We start from the raw sequence: 16679 nt of genomic DNA, 5'->3' as shown, positions 1-16679 counted from the left end.
CTCCTCTTTCTGTTTCTATAAGCGGCTTGCGCGGGCTCACCCCAGATGGTTGAGCGGTAGTGCCGTCTTGTGCTTGATGCGACGCAGCACGAAGCTGGAGCGCACTCCGGTCACCCCCGGAATATGGGTCAGCTTGTCCAGCAGGAAGTGCTGATAGTGCTCCATGTCGCGCACCACCACCTTGAGTTGGTAGTCGGCATCATTGCCGGTGATGAGATCACACTCGAGCACTTCGGGCAGTTCGCTGATGGCGCGATCGAAGTTTTCGAACCGCTCGGGCGTGTGTCTGTCCATGGAAATGTGAATGTAGGCGGTGAGGGTGAGGCCAAGCTGGCGGGCGTTGAGCAGAGTAACGTGGGTGTCGATGAGGCCGGCATCCTCCAGCGCCTTGACCCGGCGGGAGCAGGGGGACGGCGAGAGCCCGACCAGCTCGGCCAGTTCCAGATTGCTGATGCGGCCATTCTCCTGCATCAGCTCGAGAATATGTCTGTCTATGCGATCAAGTTTCAGCATTTACCCTTCCTCGTTGCAATGACTAATCCACTTTTCCTAGATTAAGGGTGAACTATTGCAAAAACAACCGAAATAAGTGGTTACTTTGCAACCACTCACCGGCACGGGAGGGATACTATGGTTACATCTTCCGGTGGCAAAGCAGATACCTGACCGGGTCTCTGCGGTGAAGGACCTTACCGGGTCAAGAGCCCCATCAGCCGTCTTACCTTATCGGGAAACGACGGGCTGGAACGAGAGAACCCCCTCCCCGAAGGCAACAAAGCAGGCATCCCGGCGCCTGCTTTGTTGTTTTTGGGCGTTTGACGAAATCAGAGCACGGGCGGCGTGATGCGATAGAGGCAGCGGTGTGCCCCCTCCAGCAGATATTGCTCCCGCTCCACCGTCGCTGGCGCCAGCAGCTGGCGAAACAGCGCCAGCTCGCTGCGACAAAAACCGCGGCAAGTACGCGCCGCCGCACAGATGGGACAGTGGCTCTCCCACAGCAGCCAGCTGCCATCCTCTTCGCGGCGGATCTCCGCCATATAGCCCTCGCGAGTACGCAGCTCCCTGAGCACCGCCAGCCGGCCAGAGAGACCATGGGACCCCAGCGCCTCCTGATAGCGAGCAAGCATCTGCTGCTCCCGCTGCTGGATCAGCCGTTCCATCCCCTCCTCGCCAAACAGCTCGCGCACGTTGTCGATCAACTGCACGGTCAGATCGCTATGGCTATCGGGGAAGCGCTGCCAGGCCTGCTCGGTGAGCTGCCACAGCCGCACGGGACGACCGCGCCCACGCGCCTCGTCGCTGAATGTGACCCACCCCTCCTGCTCCAGTGCGAGCAGGTGCTGGCGGGCGCCCATGGAGGTCATCTGCAACTGCTCCCCCAGCGCGGCGGCGCTCTGCGGGCCATGGCTCTTGAGCAGAAACAGGATCTTGTCGGTGCTTGCGTTCATGATCTCATTATGGGGAGCGCCCTTTATTAAATCAACAATTCACTTTACTTAATCCCGTCTATGAATCAGCATAAATAAACAAATAACTTTATTTAATGGGTGCAACATGGAGAAACACGGGCACAAAAATCCCCTCTGGGTGCTGGTCATGACGGTCACGCTGGCAGTTGCAGGTTTCAGTCTCCCCTCCCCGGTGTTGGCACCCTTGCTGCTGGATCCGGCCCACGGCATGCTGACGCCGGATGCCTCCGACTGGAGCCGCAAGGTGTGGCTGGGGGTCATCATGGGGCTCTATCCCCTGTTCCAGCTGGTGGGCAGTCCCTGGCTCGGTCGCCTCTCCGACCGCTATGGCCGCAAGCCACTGCTGTTGCTCTCGCTGGCGGGGGTTCTGGCAGGCTATGCCCTGATGGCACTCGGTATCGCCTGGCGCTCCCTCCCCCTGTTGCTACTCAGCCGGATTGTGGAGGGGCTGTGCAACGGCAACATCGCCATCGTGCAGGCAATGGCAGCGGATCTCGCCGGCAAGGAGCACAAGGCCCGCAGCTTCGCCTGGATCAACATCGGCATGAATCTGGGCTGGGTCGTGGGGCCGGTGATCGGGGGCTACGCCGCGGTGATCTCGGGGGATTACAGTCTGGCCGCCTGGCTGGCCGTCATGATGACCCTGCTCAACCTGCTGCTGGTCTACTGGCTGATCCCCTATCGTCCACCGGTGGCGGCCGCCCGGCAGGCCCCGACCCTCTCCAGCCGCCAGCTGTTGCTGCAACCGGCCCTGCTCCCCTACTTCGCGCTTACCCTGATCAGCTATGGCGCCGTGCAGCTCTATTTCACCTACTTCAATATCTGGCTGGTGGAGCGGCTGGCCTGGGATCCGGCCCAGCTGGCGCAGGCGGCGGTGCTGGTGAGTTTGCCCATGATGGCGGGCTCCTGGCTCGGCTCTCGCATCGCCCGCCACTGGCGCGGCAGCTCCCTCGGCATTGTCGGCCATCTGGTGATGGCGAGCGGCATGCTGCTCTTTATCCTGCCCGTGCACTGGTGGGGACTGGCGCTTACCTTCGTTCCCGCTGGCATCGGAATGAGTCTGGGAGAGCTGGCCACTTCGGTGGCGATCTCCAACCGCAGTCACCCGGAGCAACAGGGGCAGGCGATGGGGCTCTACCGCGCCCTCGCCGTAGGCAGCGAGATACTGGCGGTGCTGCTCGGCAGTCTGGTGCTGCTGGCCGGTACCGAGTGGCCCTTCTATCTCGCCACCCTCTGCTCCCTTGCCAGTGCCGCCGGTTTCTATCTGCTGCGCCGCCGTGCCGACCGTCGTCAACAGCTGGCCAGCTGCACCTGAGCCACGAAGGGATCACAGTTCGGCGCTTCGGCCACGGGCAAGACTTGCATCGGAGCGCCGGGTCTGGGACGGTAAAGCTCTTTGCGGATTTGTTCGATGCTGGAGGAGCTATGAGTGAATACAAGGCCATCGCGCTCGATATGGATGGCACCCTGCTGACCCGGGATCACAAGATCTCGTCGGCCACCCGGGCAACCCTGGCGCAGGCCCGCGCCCACGGCATCAAGGTGCTGCTGGTCACGGGGCGCCACTACATGACGGCACGCCCCTTCCACCACGAGCTGGCCCTCGATACCCCCCTCATCTGCAGCAATGGCGCCTATCTCTATGATCCGGTGCAGAACCGGATCCTCAGCGGCGACCCGCTGGCGACCGCCCCGCTTACCGAGCTGCTGGCCGCGGTCGAGGCGCAGCAAATGGGGGCCCTGTTCCACCTGAGCGAGGGCATTGGCTACATCGGCTGTGAAGATCATGTCACCCGCATCCGCCACTGGTCGGCCAATCAGCCGGACCACCTCAAGATCGCCCTCCACCCGGTCGAGGAGCTGGCAGGCTGGCTCGACAACCCGGTCTGGAAACTGGAGCTGTTCAATCAGAATCCGGCACGCCTGCACACCTTTATGGGCGAGGTGGTCGAGCAGATGCCCTTTACCCGCGACTGGGCGGCCCCCTATGCGGTGGAGCTGGTACAGCCCGGTTGCAGCAAGGGCAACCGGCTTGCCCGGTGGGCAGCCAGCGAAGGGATTGCGATGGAGCAGGTGGTGGCGTTTGGGGACAACAACAACGACATCAGCATGTTCGAGCAGGTGGGGCTGGCGGTGGCCATGGGCAATGCGGCCCCGCAGATCCAGAGCCATGCACACCAGGTCACGGCCGACCACAACGAAGATGGTATCGCACTGGCACTGCAGCGCTGGGTACTACCCTGATCTGACAAGGTGCAACATGGCCAGCACGCGGGCTGGCCATGAAGAGAGGGATTAACCGCCGAAGGAGAACTGGATCACCCGATCCGGATAGCGCAGACGGTTGTACTCCCGGCGCAGGGATTCGTAGTGGCGAATGGCCCGATCGCGCTTGGCGCGGTAGTAGTCGCGCTGTTCCGTGTTGGTTTCGTTGCGGATGCTGCGCTCCAGCGTATCGATATCCCGCTCGGTACGCTCCAGCTCGTCGCTGATCTCCCGCAGGCGGGCAGCCAGTTTGTACTCTTCGTAGCCACGCTGATACTGCTTGAGGAAGCTGGCATCATTGGGGCATACCCCCAGATAGGCCTGCCCCTCCTTGCCCTTGCTGTAAGCCAGCTCGGGAATGCAGTAGAGCTCCAGCCCCTTGTCGTAGCCCCGTTTCCACTCGGCTTCATCCACTTTGAGGCCATATTCACTGCAAGACGAAACGTAATCGCGGGTCGCCTGACGGGTTTTGCCTTCCGATCCATCCTGATAACCCAGGTTGTACCAGCTCATGGTGCGGCACTCATCTTCTGACAGGGCACTGCATCCCGCCAGCAATACCGGCAGGGTCAGCAACAGGATTTTGGGGGACATGAACAGACTCCGGAAAAGATAGTGACCGGCATTCTAGAGAGGATAAAAGGCCATAACAAGGGATGCGCTCCCGTGCGGTCTGGCGCGGTTTATTTGATGTTTTTGTCACTATTCAACGCCGTGCCAGACAGGGCGGCCAACCCGCTTTCCTTGTTATCAGGTGCAAGGTAAACTGCGCCATCTTTTAACTGGCGCGCAACAAAAACAATGAAAGTCCTGACCGTCGATTACCGCTCACCCGATGCGGCCCAACGCTTCACCGAATCCCTGCGTACCACCGGCTTTGGTGTGCTGACCAACCACCCCATCCCGAAAGAGCTGGTGCAATCCATCTACGACAACTGGTATCGCTTCTTCATGAGCGAGCAGAAGCAGGATTTCCTGTTCAACCGCGAAACCCAGGATGGCTACTTCCCGCCCTCGGTCTCCGAGGTGGCCAAGGGCCATAGCCAGAAAGACATCAAGGAGTACTTCCACATCTACCCCTGGGGCCAGATGCCGGAAGAGCTGAAAGAGCAGGCGATGGAGTACTACCGTCTCGCCAACGGTCTGGCCGCCGAGTTGCTGGGCTGGGTCGAGCAGCACACCCCGGCCGATATCGCCGCCAACTACAGCTGCCCCCTCTCCTCGATGATCGAAGAGAGCCAGAAGACCCTGCTACGGGTGCTGCACTATCCGCCGTTCGATGGCACCGAGGAGCCGGGCGCCATCCGCGCCGCCGCCCACGAGGATATCAACCTGCTTACCATTCTGCCCGCCGCCAACGAGCCGGGGCTGCAGGTGAAGGGCTCCGATGGCGAGTGGATGGACGTGCCGTGCGACTTTGGCACCCTCATCATCAACATCGGCGACATGCTGCAGGAGGCCTCTCGCGGCTACTACCCTTCCACCACTCACCGCGTCATCAACCCGACCGGTGGCAGTGCCGCCAAGTCGCGTATCTCCCTGCCGCTGTTCCTCCACCCGCGCCCGGATGTGGTGCTCTCCGAGCGCCATACCGCCCACAGCTACCTGATGGAGCGGCTACGGGAGCTGGGAGTGATCTAGTCCGCCGACGAGCAGCTGTCAGAGACCAAACCGGAGCAATCTCGCTCCGGTTTTTATTTGGTGGCAGGATTGGGCAAAAAACAGAATTAAATTAGCCAATCGTGCCAATAAATCGCATTTACGCCTGATAACCGTCGTAGTGATTGCGCCGTGACCTCCGTAACATGAGCGCCATTCTGCCCCTGCCAAGGGGCGCTCGATTGGAGTTCTTATGAAGCAGTCCCAATGGTCATCCCGACTCGGCTACATCCTCGCCGCAGCGGGTTCCGCTGTCGGTATCGGCGCAATCTGGAAATTCCCCTATGTCACCGCCGTCAACGGCGGCGGCGCCTTCCTGCTGGTCTTTCTGCTCTTCAGCTTCACCCTGGGGGTGGCGGTACTGATGGGGGAGACCCTGCTCGGCAGCATGAGTCGCCGCGGGGTAGTGGGTGCCTTCTCCGAGCTGCTCGGCAAACAGTGGCGCTGGGTTGGGGTAATGGGGGTGCTCTCTACCCTGCTCATCTACTGCTTCTACAGCGTGGTGGGCGGCTGGACCCTGGGTTATACCGGCATGGCCATCTCCGGTCAGCTCAATCATGGGGATGCGGCAGCCCTCACCGCCCGTTTCAATGACTATGTCAGCGGCGACGTCTGGCCAATCCTCACCCATCTGCTGTTTGCCGCCCTCACCTGGATGGTGGTGCAAGGCGGCATTCAGAAAGGGGTGGAGCGCACCTTGCGATGGATGATGCCGGCCCTGTTCCTGATGATCCTGATGCTGGTCGCCTTTGGCCTCACCCTGCCCAATGCGATGGCGGGAGTACGTCACTTCCTGATGCCCGACTTCAGCAAGCTGGGGATGTCCGGCGTGCTCGATGCCATGGGACTGGCCTTCTTCTCCCTCTCCATCGGTCTGGGCATCCACACCACCTACGGTGCCTATCTGCCGACCAGCGAAGGGGTTGGTCGCTCCAGCCTCTGGGTGGTGCTGCTGGCCAGCATGGTGGCAGTACTGGCGGGTTTGATGATCTTCCCGGTGCTGGCCTCGACCGGTATCGATCCGGCCTCCGGTCCCGGTCTCACCTTTATGACCATGCCGGCGGTGTTTCAGCTGCTGCCCTTCGGTCAGGTGCTTGAGGTGATCTTCTTCGCCCTGCTGGTCTTTGCGGCGCTCTCCTCGGCTATCTCCCTGCTGGAGCATTTGCAGTGCTTCCTGTGCGAGACCTGGGGCTGGTCACGTCGCACGGCCTGTAGCGCCATCACTGGATTCGTCATGGTTAGCGGTGTTCCGGTCAGCCTGTCGTTTGGCCCGCTGCAACACGCCACCCTGTTTGGCAAAACCATTTTCGAGTTGCTGGACTTTGTCACCTCCAACCTGATGATGCCGCTGTTCGGCCTGATGCTGACGCTGCTGCTGGGTTGGAAACTGGGACGCAAGGCACTGCCGCAGGGGATTGCCAGCCACTGGCATCACTTGCTGATGAACTGCTGGCGCTGGATTGCCCCCTTGCTGATCGGCGGGATCTTGATTCGCGGTCTGGTATGACGGTTACTCTTCGCGGGTGGGCTCATCGGCCCGCCCCTGGGCGGCTCTGACGGCCTCCAGGGCATGCTGCCAGCGGGAGATCTCGGCATCATCCGTTCCCTTGGAGAAGACGATATAGAGACCGGCCTGATGGAGCAGTACACCACTGCTGACGATGCTGCGCCGGGATAACCCCATCTTGTCGAGGGTGGCCTCCATCACCAGCTCCGCCATCGGCAAGGCATCGATCTTGCCCAACATCAGCCGCTCTATCGCCTCCCCGACCGTCTTGTAGCGCACCAGATTGGTGTAGCCCTCATGGGTCAGCCGCACATCATCGGCATTGCCCAGCACTACCCCCACTCTGGGCAGATCTCGCAGCTGCGCCAGCGAGGTCAGCGGGTGGCGACTATCCGGCGCCTGATAGATAAAGACCCGATTGATAAAGAGCGGGCCAACCCATTTGAAATGGGACTCCCGCTCCGGGAGCCGCTGTACCACGAACAGTCCATAGCCGGGCTCGACCCGTGCCAGCGCCAGCGCACGCTTGAGCGGGTAAATCCGTACCGGATAGCGAGTGCCAAGCTCCTCCTGCACCTCATCAATCAAACGAATGGCGAATCCGTCGAGCTTGCCGTCGCGGTATTCGGTAAACGGGGGTAAGTCGTGGCTCAGCAGGGTTAATCCGGGCTGCGCCGACGCACTCAGGCTGATCAGTAACCAGGGCAGCACCATCCATCTCATACGACATCCTGTCTCATCGTTGTTCCCGTCAGCGCCATGTAGCTGTCACTAGTTCCAGAAGAAGCTACGTCGATTATCGCCCAGTAAATAGCCACAAGGTAGAAAAGATACGGCCCGGCGAGGTTTTCCCCCACTGAGTTGTACGTATAGCCAGAGTGGTGACAGCGGCACACATAAAAAATTTTTGATTTTATGTGTCAATTATTCTTTCCATGGTTTAGGCTGTTTCCTCATTCATTAGTCAGGTTGTCACCTCATGTCTGCCATCCTCGTGCTGTTTGGTCGATTTTTTAGCTCGCAAGAGAGGTGACCTTGCACGCACAGTTTTTCTGAATGTTCATTGCAAAGGTCGCCTCAGGCGGCCTTTTTTATGGTCTGTCGTTTATTGCTACTCAGGAGTATTGCTTCGATGTCGTGTTACCCGGAGGTTGTATGAGCCAGGTTCAGTGGTCTTCCCGTCTCGGTCATGTGCTGGCCGCAGCAGGCACAGCGATTGGCCTTGGTGCCATCTGGAAGTTTCCCTATGTGACCGCCACCAATGGCGGTGGCGCCTTTCTGCTGGTGTTTCTGCTGTTCAGCTTCACCCTGGGGGTAGCGGTACAGGTCGGCGAAACCCTGCTCGGCAGCCATAGCCAGCGCGGGGTGCTCGGCGCTTTTCGCAAACTGGTGGGGCCGAACTGGCGCTGGATGGGGTATATGGGGATCGCCTGCGGCTTCTTTATCTACAGCTTCTACAGCGTGGTCGGTGGCTGGACCGTGGGTTACGCCGCGCTGGCGATGGCTGGCAAGCTCAACCTGAGCGAGGGGAGCGCCCTCACCGCCCTGTTCAACGGCTATGTCAGCAACCCCTGGTGGCCGGTGCTGACCCATCTGATCTTCGCAGGCCTGACCTGGTGGTTCGTGCAGGGGGGTATTCAGAAAGGGGTGGAGCGGGCACTGCGCTGGATGATGCCCGCGCTCTTCATCATGATGTTGTTGCTGGTGGGGGTCGGTCTCTCCATGCCGGGCTCCATGGCGGGTGTGCGCCAGCTGCTGCTGCCGGACTTCTCCATGCTGACCGGCCAGAGCGTGCTGGACGCGCTGGGGCTGGCCTTTTTCTCCCTCTCCATCGGGCTCGGGGTACACACGACCTATGGCGCCTACCTGCCCAATAGCGAAGGGGTGCTGCGCTCCGGGGTCTGGGTGGTCACACTGGCCAGCCTTATCTCGGTGCTGGCGGGCTTGATGATCTTCCCGGCGCTGGCCTCCACCGGCATCGATCCCACCGCGGGCCCAGGGCTCACCTTTATGACCATGCCTGCCGTGTTCAGTCATCTGCCGTTCGGTCAGGGGCTGGGGGTGATCTTCTTCCTGTTGCTGCTGGTCGCCGCTCTCTCCTCCTCCATCTCCATGCTGGAGCATCTGGTGCGCTTCACCACCGAGGAGTGGGGTTGGTCGCGTCGTGGCGCCTGCAGGGTACTGACTCTGCTCATCATGGCCTCCGGCATTCCGGTGAGCCTGTCGTTCGGCCCATGGAGCGATCTGACCCTGTTTGGCAAGACCATCTTCGAGTTGCTCGACTATCTGACCTCAAACCTGATGATGCCGCTGTTTGGTCTGGTACTGACCCTGCTGCTTGGCTGGCGATTGGGTGATGCCATATTGCCTGCGGGCCTGTCACCCGCCCTGCGTCTGGCGCTGCTCTGGTGCTGGCGCGTGGTGGCGCCGCTGCTGATCAGCGGGATCCTGATCCGCGGGATCATGTAACACCTTGCGCATCTTTGCGGGCAGGCCTTGGCCTGCCCTTTTTATTGCTGGCATTTGCTTTAACAGGCGTTCATATAAGCAGCATCACGATGGACAGGAGTGCAGTCGGGCAATCTCGGCAGAGCAGAGTAGAGGATGTGCGAAATGGCAGAGTGGCAGAGTGGCAGAGTGGCAGAGTGGCAGAGTGGCAGAGTGGCACTATAAGAGGTGGAGCTTGGCTCGCCACAACGGCAACAGAAGAAGCTGGAGTACTGAATTGCGGGCAAAAAAAATCCCCATCTGAATGGGGACTTTCTCTGCAATCGCAGCTGATATCTCAGCCTCGCTTGCGAATATGGTGGTCGTTACTGGGATCGAACCAGTGACCCCCTCCTTGTAAGGGAGGTGCTCTCCCAGCTGAGCTAAACGACCTGGGATTTTTGAAATGATGGTGGGTCGTGCTGGATTCGAACCAGCGACCAATTGATTAAAAGTCAACTGCTCTACCGACTGAGCTAACGACCCATCTAAATCATTTTTTAAACTTTTTACTGCAAATATGGTGGTCGTTACTGGGATCGAACCAGTGACCCCCTCCTTGTAAGGGAGGTGCTCTCCCAGCTGAGCTAAACGACCTGGGATTCTGAAATGATGGTGGGTCGTGCTGGATTCGAACCAGCGACCAATTGATTAAAAGTCAACTGCTCTACCGACTGAGCTAACGACCCATCTAAATCATTTTTTCTACAAACTGGTGGTCGTTACTGGGATCGAACCAGTGACCCCCTCCTTGTAAGGGAGGTGCTCTCCCAGCTGAGCTAAACGACCTGGGATTCTTGAAATGATGGTGGGTCGTGCTGGATTCGAACCAGCGACCAATTGATTAAAAGTCAACTGCTCTACCGACTGAGCTAACGACCCATCTAAATCATTTTTTCTACAAACTGGTGGTCGTTACTGGGATCGAACCAGTGACCCCCTCCTTGTAAGGGAGGTGCTCTCCCAGCTGAGCTAAACGACCTGGGATTCTGAGATGATGGTGGGTCGTGCTGGATTCGAACCAGCGACCAATTGATTAAAAGTCAACTGCTCTACCGACTGAGCTAACGACCCATCTAAATCATTTTTTCTACAAACTGGTGGTCGTTACTGGGATCGAACCAGTGACCCCCTCCTTGTAAGGGAGGTGCTCTCCCAGCTGAGCTAAACGACCTGGGATTCTTGAAATGATGGTGGGTCGTGCTGGATTCGAACCAGCGACCAATTGATTAAAAGTCAACTGCTCTACCGACTGAGCTAACGACCCATCTAAATCATTTTTTCTACAAACTGGTGGTCGTTACTGGGATCGAACCAGTGACCCCCTCCTTGTAAGGGAGGTGCTCTCCCAGCTGAGCTAAACGACCTGGGAATTCTGTCTCCACCGAGTGGAGAAAATGGTGGGTCGTGCTGGATTCGAACCAGCGACCAATTGATTAAAAGTCAACTGCTCTACCGACTGAGCTAACGACCCTCACCACGACCAGTTCCGACTGCATTACTGCTTCGGCTCTGACGGCGGCCTATATTACGGATTTAAATTTCCGGTGCAACAGAAAATTCGTAATTTAAATCCGTTTGCTCACTGTGCGTACAAATGCAGGCTGTTTTTACAGTAGCGTTACGAAAACAGTGACATACAGCAATGTTACAGCTTGGCCAGACTCTGTTTGGCCAACTGGGCTGGCGAGGTGTTGGGATAGCCCTTGATCACCTGCTCATAGAAGGATTTGGCTTCCGCCTTCTTGCCATCCAGCTGCGCCAGCATACCCAGCTTCAGCAGCGCATCGGCTCGCTTGGGGGATTTGCTGTATTTGTTGGCCACGGTCGAAAACTGGGCCGAGGCTCCGGCTCTGTCACCCTTGTTGAACAGCAACTGGCCGAGCCAGTAGTGTGCATTGGGAACATAGCCCGAATTGGGGTACTGCTTGATAAAGCCCTGGAAAGCCGGAATGGCTTTGTCGTAGTTCTTCTCTTTGAGCACCATGTTGACCGCTGCGTCGTAGGCCTGATTCTCATCCTGATTGGTTGAGTAATTGGCGGCAGCAGCCGGTGTGGCAGTAGCAGGGGCCGGGGCGGCTGGAGCAGCTTGCTGGCTGCTGGCAACCTTGTCGAGCTCCTGGTAGAGCTGACGCTGGCGCTCTTGCGACTGTTCCATCTGGTAGGTCTGCTGCTCCAGCTGACCGCGCAGTTCGGAGACCTCCCCTTGCAGGGAGTCGACCTGTTGCTGCAATTCAGCTTGCAGTCGCAGACGGGCATTGAGGGTGCGCTCCAGCAGGGCAACCCGATCTTCCAGGCTACCGGTGGGCACGATGGCACCGTTGTTGCCACTAAGGACAACGCCACCACCCGAGTCACCGCCCAGATCGCTGACCGGTGCCGCAGCTTGCGCATTCAGAGCAACCATTACGGCCAGCGCAACGACAGCTTGCTTGTACACAGATTTCATTCGGATCAAACCTTAGCGTTTAGTACAGATAAAACGGCCAGCGCCATCGTCGCTCGCATATACAGATTTCATTCGGATCAAACCTTGGCGTTTAGTGCAAATAAAACGGCCATCGAAATGGCCGCTTGCATATAAACGAACTTCGTTCGGTTTAAACCTTAGTAAACCAGAACCGCGCGGCGGTTTTTGGCAAAGGCATCCTCGGTGTGAGACATGTCCAGCGGCTTCTCTTCGCCATAGCTGACGATAGAGAGCTGCTCGGCCTGCACACCCAGGGTTTGCAGATACTTGGCAACAGCCTTGGCACGACGCTCGCCCAGGGCGATGTTGTACTCCGGAGTACCGCGCTCATCGGCGTGACCTTCGATCAGGACTTTAACGCTCGGGCGCTCGCGCAGGTAGCTGGCATGGGCATCCAGCAGATCAGCGTACTGACCCTGGATATCGTAACCGTCGAACGGGAAGTAGATTACGTTGTCACGCTGCAGTGCTTCGAACTTCTGACGCATCTGCTCTTCCGGGGACAACATGCCGTTGGCGCCGCCGGTTTGTACACCGCCCATGCCGTCGGTCATACCTGATTCAGCGCCTGCGGCGTCGGAATCAGAAGAAGAACTACAAGCGGCCAGGGTGAACAGTGGCAGTGCGATGGCCAAACCCTTGAGCAGTTTATTGAGTTGCATGCTATTTCCTTAAACCTTTATAACAAAACAAAAAACAATTGGATTTTTATCAATTCAAGAAGGGCGACCAAGCTGGTGCACGAATTTCACCGCTACTGGTCGGAAGCACAGCCTTGAAGCGACCATCAGTCGACACCAATGCGAGACTCTTACGACCCTGATAGATGGTGGCATAAATGATCATGCTGCCATTGGGAGCCACACTTGGCGACTCATCCAGAGCACTCTGGGTAAGGACCAACAGGGCATTGTTTTCCATGTCCTGACGGGCAATACGATACTGTCCCTGAACACGGGTCACCATCACCATGATTTTGCCATCAGGAGTAATGGATGCACCCTGGTTGGATTCACCTTCCCAAGTCATCCGGCGAGTCATACCAGTCGCCAAATTTACGCTATAAATCTGGGGTTTGCCACCACGTTCAGAGGTGAACAACAAATTTTGCCCATCCGGCATCCAGGAGGGTTCGGTGTCGATCACACGGCTGGTTGTAACCCGGGTCAGCTGCTTGCTAGCGACATCAACCACATAGAGGTTCGGTGAGCCATCTTTGGAGAGAACGATAGCCAGACGACGACCATCCGGAGACCACTCCGGCGCCCCGTTGATACCACGGAAACTGGTGATCAGGCTGCGCTGCTGAGTGTAAATATCCTGCACATAGATTTCGGACTTCTGGTTCTCGAAGCTCACGTAAGCCAGCTTGCTGCCATCCGGCGACCAGGCAGGAGACATCAAGGGCTCGCGGGAGCGCAGCAGGGTCTTCTCGTTGTAACCGTCGTAGTCAGAAATACGCAGCTGGTACGGGAACTGGGTACCCTGCTGTACGGAGACGTAAGCCAGACGGGTCAGGAAGGCACCGCGCTCGCCAGTCAGACGCTCATAGACGATGTCGGAGATACGGTGGGCAAACTGGCGCATCTGGGCACCCGGGATGGTCGCCATGCGGCTATCCAGGATGTAACCGTTGCTCTCGCCACCTTGTGCCTTGGCCAGCTGGCCTTTCAGCACATCGACCAGCTCGAAGTTGACCTTGTAGGTGCCGTCACCGACTGCCGAAATGGAACCCACCACCACGGCTTCAACCCCTTGGGAGGCCCAGGGAGCGAAGTTGATCTCGCTGCTGCTGCTCGGGGTTTGCGGCATCTGGCCACGGGCCAGCGGCTTGAACTTGCCGCTGCGCATCAGGTCGTTGGAGACCACTTCCGCGATGTCCTGCGGCAACTGCCCGTTACCTTCCCACTTGAAGGGGGCGACAGCGATGGGGCGTGCGCTATCAATACCGCCGGTGATGACGATGTCCAGGGCCGCCTGGGCACTCTGGCCCAGCAACAAACAGCCAACCAAAGCAAAAAATACTTTTCTGATCATGGCTTAAATACTCGGTTCCAATATAGATGAGAGGTTAAATTCCTTTCTCGGCGAGAGGTTGCCAACCGGAGGCAAGCAACCTCGTTTTATCACGCTTAGATACTAGGTTCTAACTTCAGGTTAAATTCCTTCAACATCTCGAATGCCGCAGGATCCTTGGGCACAGGCAGTTGATTGGCTTTCAGAACAGCCGCCTTACCGGAACGACAGACCGCCGGGTCACCCTGGCCGTTATCTACCGATATGACAAAGCCACTGCTCGCAAGACGTACGCCGATAGTACATGTTTTGCCCCGCATGGTGGGATCCAAAATCATATACCGCTCAACAGTGGCCTTGATGAGCGCCGCATATTTGTCGACTTCGCCCTGGGCTGCTGCCGATGCAGCCTGACTGCGGGCATTGGCCTCAGCCGACAGCTGCTGCTGCATCATCTCTTCCATCTCTTTTTGCAGCTTGGCCTGCTCGGCTGCTTTACGCTTGCGCTCAGCCGCGATCTTGGCCTGCTTTTCGGCCTCTGCCTTGGCTTTCTTCTCTGCGTCAGCTTTTGCCTTTTTCTCAGCCTCTTCCTTGGCCTTCTTCTCGGCCTCGGCTTTGGCTTTTTTCTCTGCTTCTGCCTTGGCTTTCTTCTCGGCTTCGGCTTTGGCCTTCTTGTCAGCTTCCGCTTTCTTGGCCTTGGCTTCTGCCGCCTTGGCTTTCTCTTCGGCCTCTTTCTTCTCTTGTTCCTTTTTCTTCTTCAACGCCAACGCCTTGCTCTCGGCTTCCGCCGCTTTACGCTCGGCTTCAGCCTTCTTGGCCTTCTGTTCTTCCAGCTTGCGGGCTTCCTCGGCTTTTTGGGCCTTCTCTTCCGCCTGCTTCTGCTCGGCAACCTTCTTCTGCTTCTCGGCCTCGGCCTTGCGAGTCGCCTCTTCGGCCTGCTTGCGCTTGGTCTCGGCGATGCGAAGCTGCTCCTGTTTCTGAGCCAGCTCGCGCTTGGCGAGATCCGTGTCTTCCTTATCCTTCTCTTTCTCTACCTTTTGAGGCTTGGGCTGAGATTTCTGCTGCTGGATCTGCTTGGCCTGTTCGTTGAGGAAGTTCTCATCGAGCATGACGGCATTGACGATCTGCCCCTTCGATTCGGGTCGTTTCGGTTTGCTGAAATCGAGCCCGACAAACAGGATGATGCCGATGATCAGGTGCAGCAGAAACGACGCGATGAGATAACCGGAAATACCACGCTTCACATCCATCTCCGTTAGTTCACCGGATCTGTCATCAGGCCAACCTGAGGCACACCCGCATTCTTGAGGGCCACCATCAACAGGATCACCTCTTCGTAGCGCACGGCCTTGTCACCCGCGACCACCACGGGGGCATTCTGGTTGATCGCCAGATAGCCCATGGCTTTTTCGGTGATGTATTGCTGCATCGCCTCTGGCGTGCCGCTTGGCACCGGCTCGTCATCGGCTTCGCCAGCCTTGATGACATACTCGCCTTCGGTATTGACGCTGACGATGAAGGGCGGCTTGGCATCTTCCGGCAACTGCTCGGACTCAGCCTGTGGCAGATCCACCTTGACCCCTTGCGTGATCACCGGCGTGACCGCCATAAAGATGATAAGCAGCACCAGCATGACGTCGATATAGGGAACCACGTTGATCTCGGCCACCTTCTTGCGCCGGATCCGCTGATAGGTTTGCATTACTGATCACCCTGCTGCTGTGCAATTTGACGGTTCAGAATGGTGGTGAACTCGTCCATGAAGTTGGCGTAGGCGTTCTCCAGCCGCTCGACCTTGTTGGAGAAGCGGTTGTAGAAGATAACCGCCGGGATAGCGGCAAACAGACCCATGGCGGTGGCGATCAGCGCTTCCGCGATACCCGGTGCCACCATTTGCAGGGTGGCCTGCTGCACCTGACCCAGGGCGATAAAGGCGTTCATGATCCCCCATACGGTACCAAACAGACCGATATAGGGGCTGATGGAGCCGATGGTCGCCAGCACCGGCAAGTTGGATTCCAGATCATCCACCGCGCGGGAGAGGGAGACACGCATGGCGCGGTAGGTACCATCCATCACCGCATCCTGACCACGGGCACCGGCCTTGAGCAAGCGGGCATACTCCTTGAAGCCGGAGTAGAAGATATCTTCCATGCCTTCGATATCATCGCGGCGGGAAGAGGACTCCTGATAGAGCCGATTGAGATCGACCCCTGACCAGAAGCGATCTTCAAACTGTTCCGATGCGAGATTGGCCGCCTTGATCGCCTTTGAACGCTGGATAATCAGCGCCCACGAGACAATAGACATGCTCATCAGGGTCATCATGACCAGTTTTACCAACAGGCTGGCTTGCCAAAACAGGCCAATAAACGAAATTTCAGCGTGCACTTAACAGCACTCCCTTGATTTTTTCAGGTATAGCTACAGGTTTCATTTGCGGATGACTGACACAGGCTATCTGTACCATGGCCTGGGTGATCAGTCGTCCATCAGCCGCCAGGATCTGCTGCGAAAAGCGCAGGGATGCGCGTTTCACTTCAATCACTTGCGTTAATACATTCAATAGTTCATTAAAACGGGCCGCCGAGCGGAAATCGATCTCAGTTCGGCTCACCACGAAGGCATATCCCTCCTGCAGCCAGACGTCCTGTTCGACCCCTTTGGCACGAAGAAACTCGGTGCGAGCACGTTCCATAAACTTGAGATAATTGGCGTTGTAGACGATGCCCCCGGCGTCGGTGTCTTCGTAGTAGACACGCACCGGAAACTCAAAGACTTCCCCCATAACAATCTGTGATCCATT

At 57.9% G+C, this 16679-nt stretch carries 16 protein-coding genes and 12 tRNA genes; 5 read left to right on the top strand and 23 right to left on the bottom strand.

Annotated elements, in window-relative coordinates:
- Nucleotides 1-36: 36 nt before the first annotated feature.
- Nucleotides 37-513, bottom strand: coding sequence for an Lrp/AsnC family transcriptional regulator (locus ACTG19_RS16495; protein ID WP_005304871.1), 477 nt, complete (start codon nt 511-513; stop codon nt 37-39).
- A 311-nt stretch (nt 514-824) separates the two neighbouring features.
- A complete protein-coding gene (locus ACTG19_RS16490; protein ID WP_107682760.1) occupies nt 825-1448 on the bottom strand; it encodes a helix-turn-helix transcriptional regulator in 624 nt (207 codons plus the stop codon).
- Nucleotides 1449-1554: 106 nt separating this feature from the next.
- Here ACTG19_RS16490 and ACTG19_RS16485 point away from each other — a divergent pair, with 106 nt between their 5' ends.
- Both ACTG19_RS16485 and ACTG19_RS16480 read left to right on the top strand, forming a co-directional pair.
- Nucleotides 1555-2784 carry an MFS transporter gene (locus tag ACTG19_RS16485; protein WP_439989273.1) on the top strand — a complete coding sequence of 410 codons (1230 nt, stop codon included), beginning with the start codon at nt 1555-1557 and terminating at the stop codon, nt 2782-2784.
- 110 nt (nt 2785-2894) lie between these two features.
- Nucleotides 2895-3713 carry a Cof-type HAD-IIB family hydrolase gene (locus ACTG19_RS16480; protein ID WP_439989272.1) on the top strand — a complete coding sequence of 273 codons (819 nt, stop codon included), beginning with the start codon at nt 2895-2897 and terminating at the stop codon, nt 3711-3713.
- Between the two features lie 51 nt (nt 3714-3764).
- Here ACTG19_RS16480 and ACTG19_RS16475 read toward each other — a convergent pair whose 3' ends face one another.
- Nucleotides 3765-4328 (bottom strand): DUF2799 domain-containing protein, encoded by a 564-nt coding sequence (locus ACTG19_RS16475; protein ID WP_005362971.1) that lies wholly within the window; start codon nt 4326-4328, stop codon nt 3765-3767.
- A gap of 207 nt (nt 4329-4535) precedes the next feature.
- Here ACTG19_RS16475 and ACTG19_RS16470 point away from each other — a divergent pair, with 207 nt between their 5' ends.
- Nucleotides 4536-5375 carry an isopenicillin N synthase family dioxygenase gene (locus ACTG19_RS16470; RefSeq protein WP_236327055.1) on the top strand — a complete coding sequence of 280 codons (840 nt, stop codon included), beginning with the start codon at nt 4536-4538 and terminating at the stop codon, nt 5373-5375.
- A gap of 211 nt (nt 5376-5586) precedes the next feature.
- Nucleotides 5587-6900, top strand: coding sequence for a sodium-dependent transporter (locus ACTG19_RS16465; RefSeq protein ID WP_429150307.1), 1314 nt, complete (start codon nt 5587-5589; stop codon nt 6898-6900).
- Between the two features lie 3 nt (nt 6901-6903).
- Here the strand turns inward: ACTG19_RS16465 and ACTG19_RS16460 are convergent, their stop codons facing one another.
- Nucleotides 6904-7623 (bottom strand): substrate-binding periplasmic protein, encoded by a 720-nt coding sequence (locus ACTG19_RS16460; RefSeq protein ID WP_201973586.1) that lies wholly within the window; start codon nt 7621-7623, stop codon nt 6904-6906.
- 432 nt (nt 7624-8055) lie between these two features.
- On the opposite strand from ACTG19_RS16460, the gene ACTG19_RS16455 reads away from it, so the two are divergent.
- Nucleotides 8056-9369, top strand: coding sequence for a sodium-dependent transporter (locus ACTG19_RS16455; protein ID WP_216975957.1), 1314 nt, complete (start codon nt 8056-8058; stop codon nt 9367-9369).
- A 335-nt stretch (nt 9370-9704) separates the two neighbouring features.
- Here ACTG19_RS16455 and ACTG19_RS16450 read toward each other — a convergent pair.
- From ACTG19_RS16450 to ybgC, 19 genes are all read right to left on the bottom strand, one after another.
- Nucleotides 9705-9780 (bottom strand) — tRNA-Val (locus ACTG19_RS16450).
- A gap of 17 nt (nt 9781-9797) precedes the next feature.
- A tRNA-Lys gene (locus tag ACTG19_RS16445) sits at nt 9798-9873 on the bottom strand.
- 35 nt (nt 9874-9908) lie between these two features.
- Nucleotides 9909-9984: transfer RNA gene (locus tag ACTG19_RS16440), tRNA-Val, on the bottom strand.
- 16 nt (nt 9985-10000) lie between these two features.
- Nucleotides 10001-10076 (bottom strand) — tRNA-Lys (locus tag ACTG19_RS16435).
- 24 nt (nt 10077-10100) lie between these two features.
- A tRNA-Val gene (locus ACTG19_RS16430) sits at nt 10101-10176 on the bottom strand.
- Nucleotides 10177-10193: 17 nt separating this feature from the next.
- A tRNA-Lys gene (locus ACTG19_RS16425) sits at nt 10194-10269 on the bottom strand.
- Nucleotides 10270-10293: 24 nt separating this feature from the next.
- Nucleotides 10294-10369, bottom strand: a tRNA-Val gene (locus tag ACTG19_RS16420).
- 16 nt (nt 10370-10385) lie between these two features.
- Nucleotides 10386-10461: transfer RNA gene (locus tag ACTG19_RS16415), tRNA-Lys, on the bottom strand.
- 24 nt (nt 10462-10485) lie between these two features.
- Nucleotides 10486-10561 (bottom strand) — tRNA-Val (locus tag ACTG19_RS16410).
- A gap of 17 nt (nt 10562-10578) precedes the next feature.
- Nucleotides 10579-10654 (bottom strand) — tRNA-Lys (locus tag ACTG19_RS16405).
- A 24-nt stretch (nt 10655-10678) separates the two neighbouring features.
- A tRNA-Val gene (locus tag ACTG19_RS16400) sits at nt 10679-10754 on the bottom strand.
- Nucleotides 10755-10785: 31 nt separating this feature from the next.
- A tRNA-Lys gene (locus ACTG19_RS16395) sits at nt 10786-10861 on the bottom strand.
- A gap of 174 nt (nt 10862-11035) precedes the next feature.
- Complete coding sequence (gene ybgF, locus ACTG19_RS16390; RefSeq protein WP_257686916.1) at nt 11036-11836, bottom strand: tol-pal system protein YbgF; 801 nt, start codon at nt 11834-11836, stop codon at nt 11036-11038.
- Between the two features lie 158 nt (nt 11837-11994).
- Entirely contained in the window at nt 11995-12519 is a 525-nt protein-coding gene (gene pal, locus ACTG19_RS16385) for a peptidoglycan-associated lipoprotein Pal (RefSeq protein WP_005304908.1), read from the bottom strand.
- Nucleotides 12520-12568: 49 nt separating this feature from the next.
- A complete protein-coding gene (gene tolB, locus ACTG19_RS16380) occupies nt 12569-13894 on the bottom strand; it encodes a Tol-Pal system beta propeller repeat protein TolB (protein ID WP_005335728.1) in 1326 nt (441 codons plus the stop codon).
- A gap of 95 nt (nt 13895-13989) precedes the next feature.
- Nucleotides 13990-15123 carry a cell envelope integrity protein TolA gene (gene tolA, locus ACTG19_RS16375; protein WP_013723471.1) on the bottom strand — a complete coding sequence of 378 codons (1134 nt, stop codon included), beginning with the start codon at nt 15121-15123 and terminating at the stop codon, nt 13990-13992.
- 5 nt (nt 15124-15128) lie between these two features.
- On the bottom strand, nt 15129-15575 hold the full coding sequence (gene tolR / locus ACTG19_RS16370) for a protein TolR (RefSeq protein WP_005335733.1): 447 nt from the start codon (nt 15573-15575) through the stop codon (nt 15129-15131).
- Entirely contained in the window at nt 15575-16264 is a 690-nt protein-coding gene (gene tolQ, locus ACTG19_RS16365; protein WP_005335735.1) for a protein TolQ, read from the bottom strand. Before tolQ ends, tolR begins: the two co-directional genes overlap by 1 nt.
- Nucleotides 16254-16661 carry a tol-pal system-associated acyl-CoA thioesterase gene (gene ybgC, locus ACTG19_RS16360; protein WP_005335737.1) on the bottom strand — a complete coding sequence of 136 codons (408 nt, stop codon included), beginning with the start codon at nt 16659-16661 and terminating at the stop codon, nt 16254-16256. The genes tolQ and ybgC overlap by 11 nt, the downstream gene beginning before the upstream one ends.
- Nucleotides 16662-16679: the final 18 nt, after the last annotated feature.

This window comes from Aeromonas sp. 3P (assembly GCF_051919745.1).
GTDB classification, from domain to species: Bacteria; Pseudomonadota; Gammaproteobacteria; order Enterobacterales; family Aeromonadaceae; genus Aeromonas; species Aeromonas veronii.
This window is presented reverse-complemented; position numbering and strand designations above follow the sequence as displayed.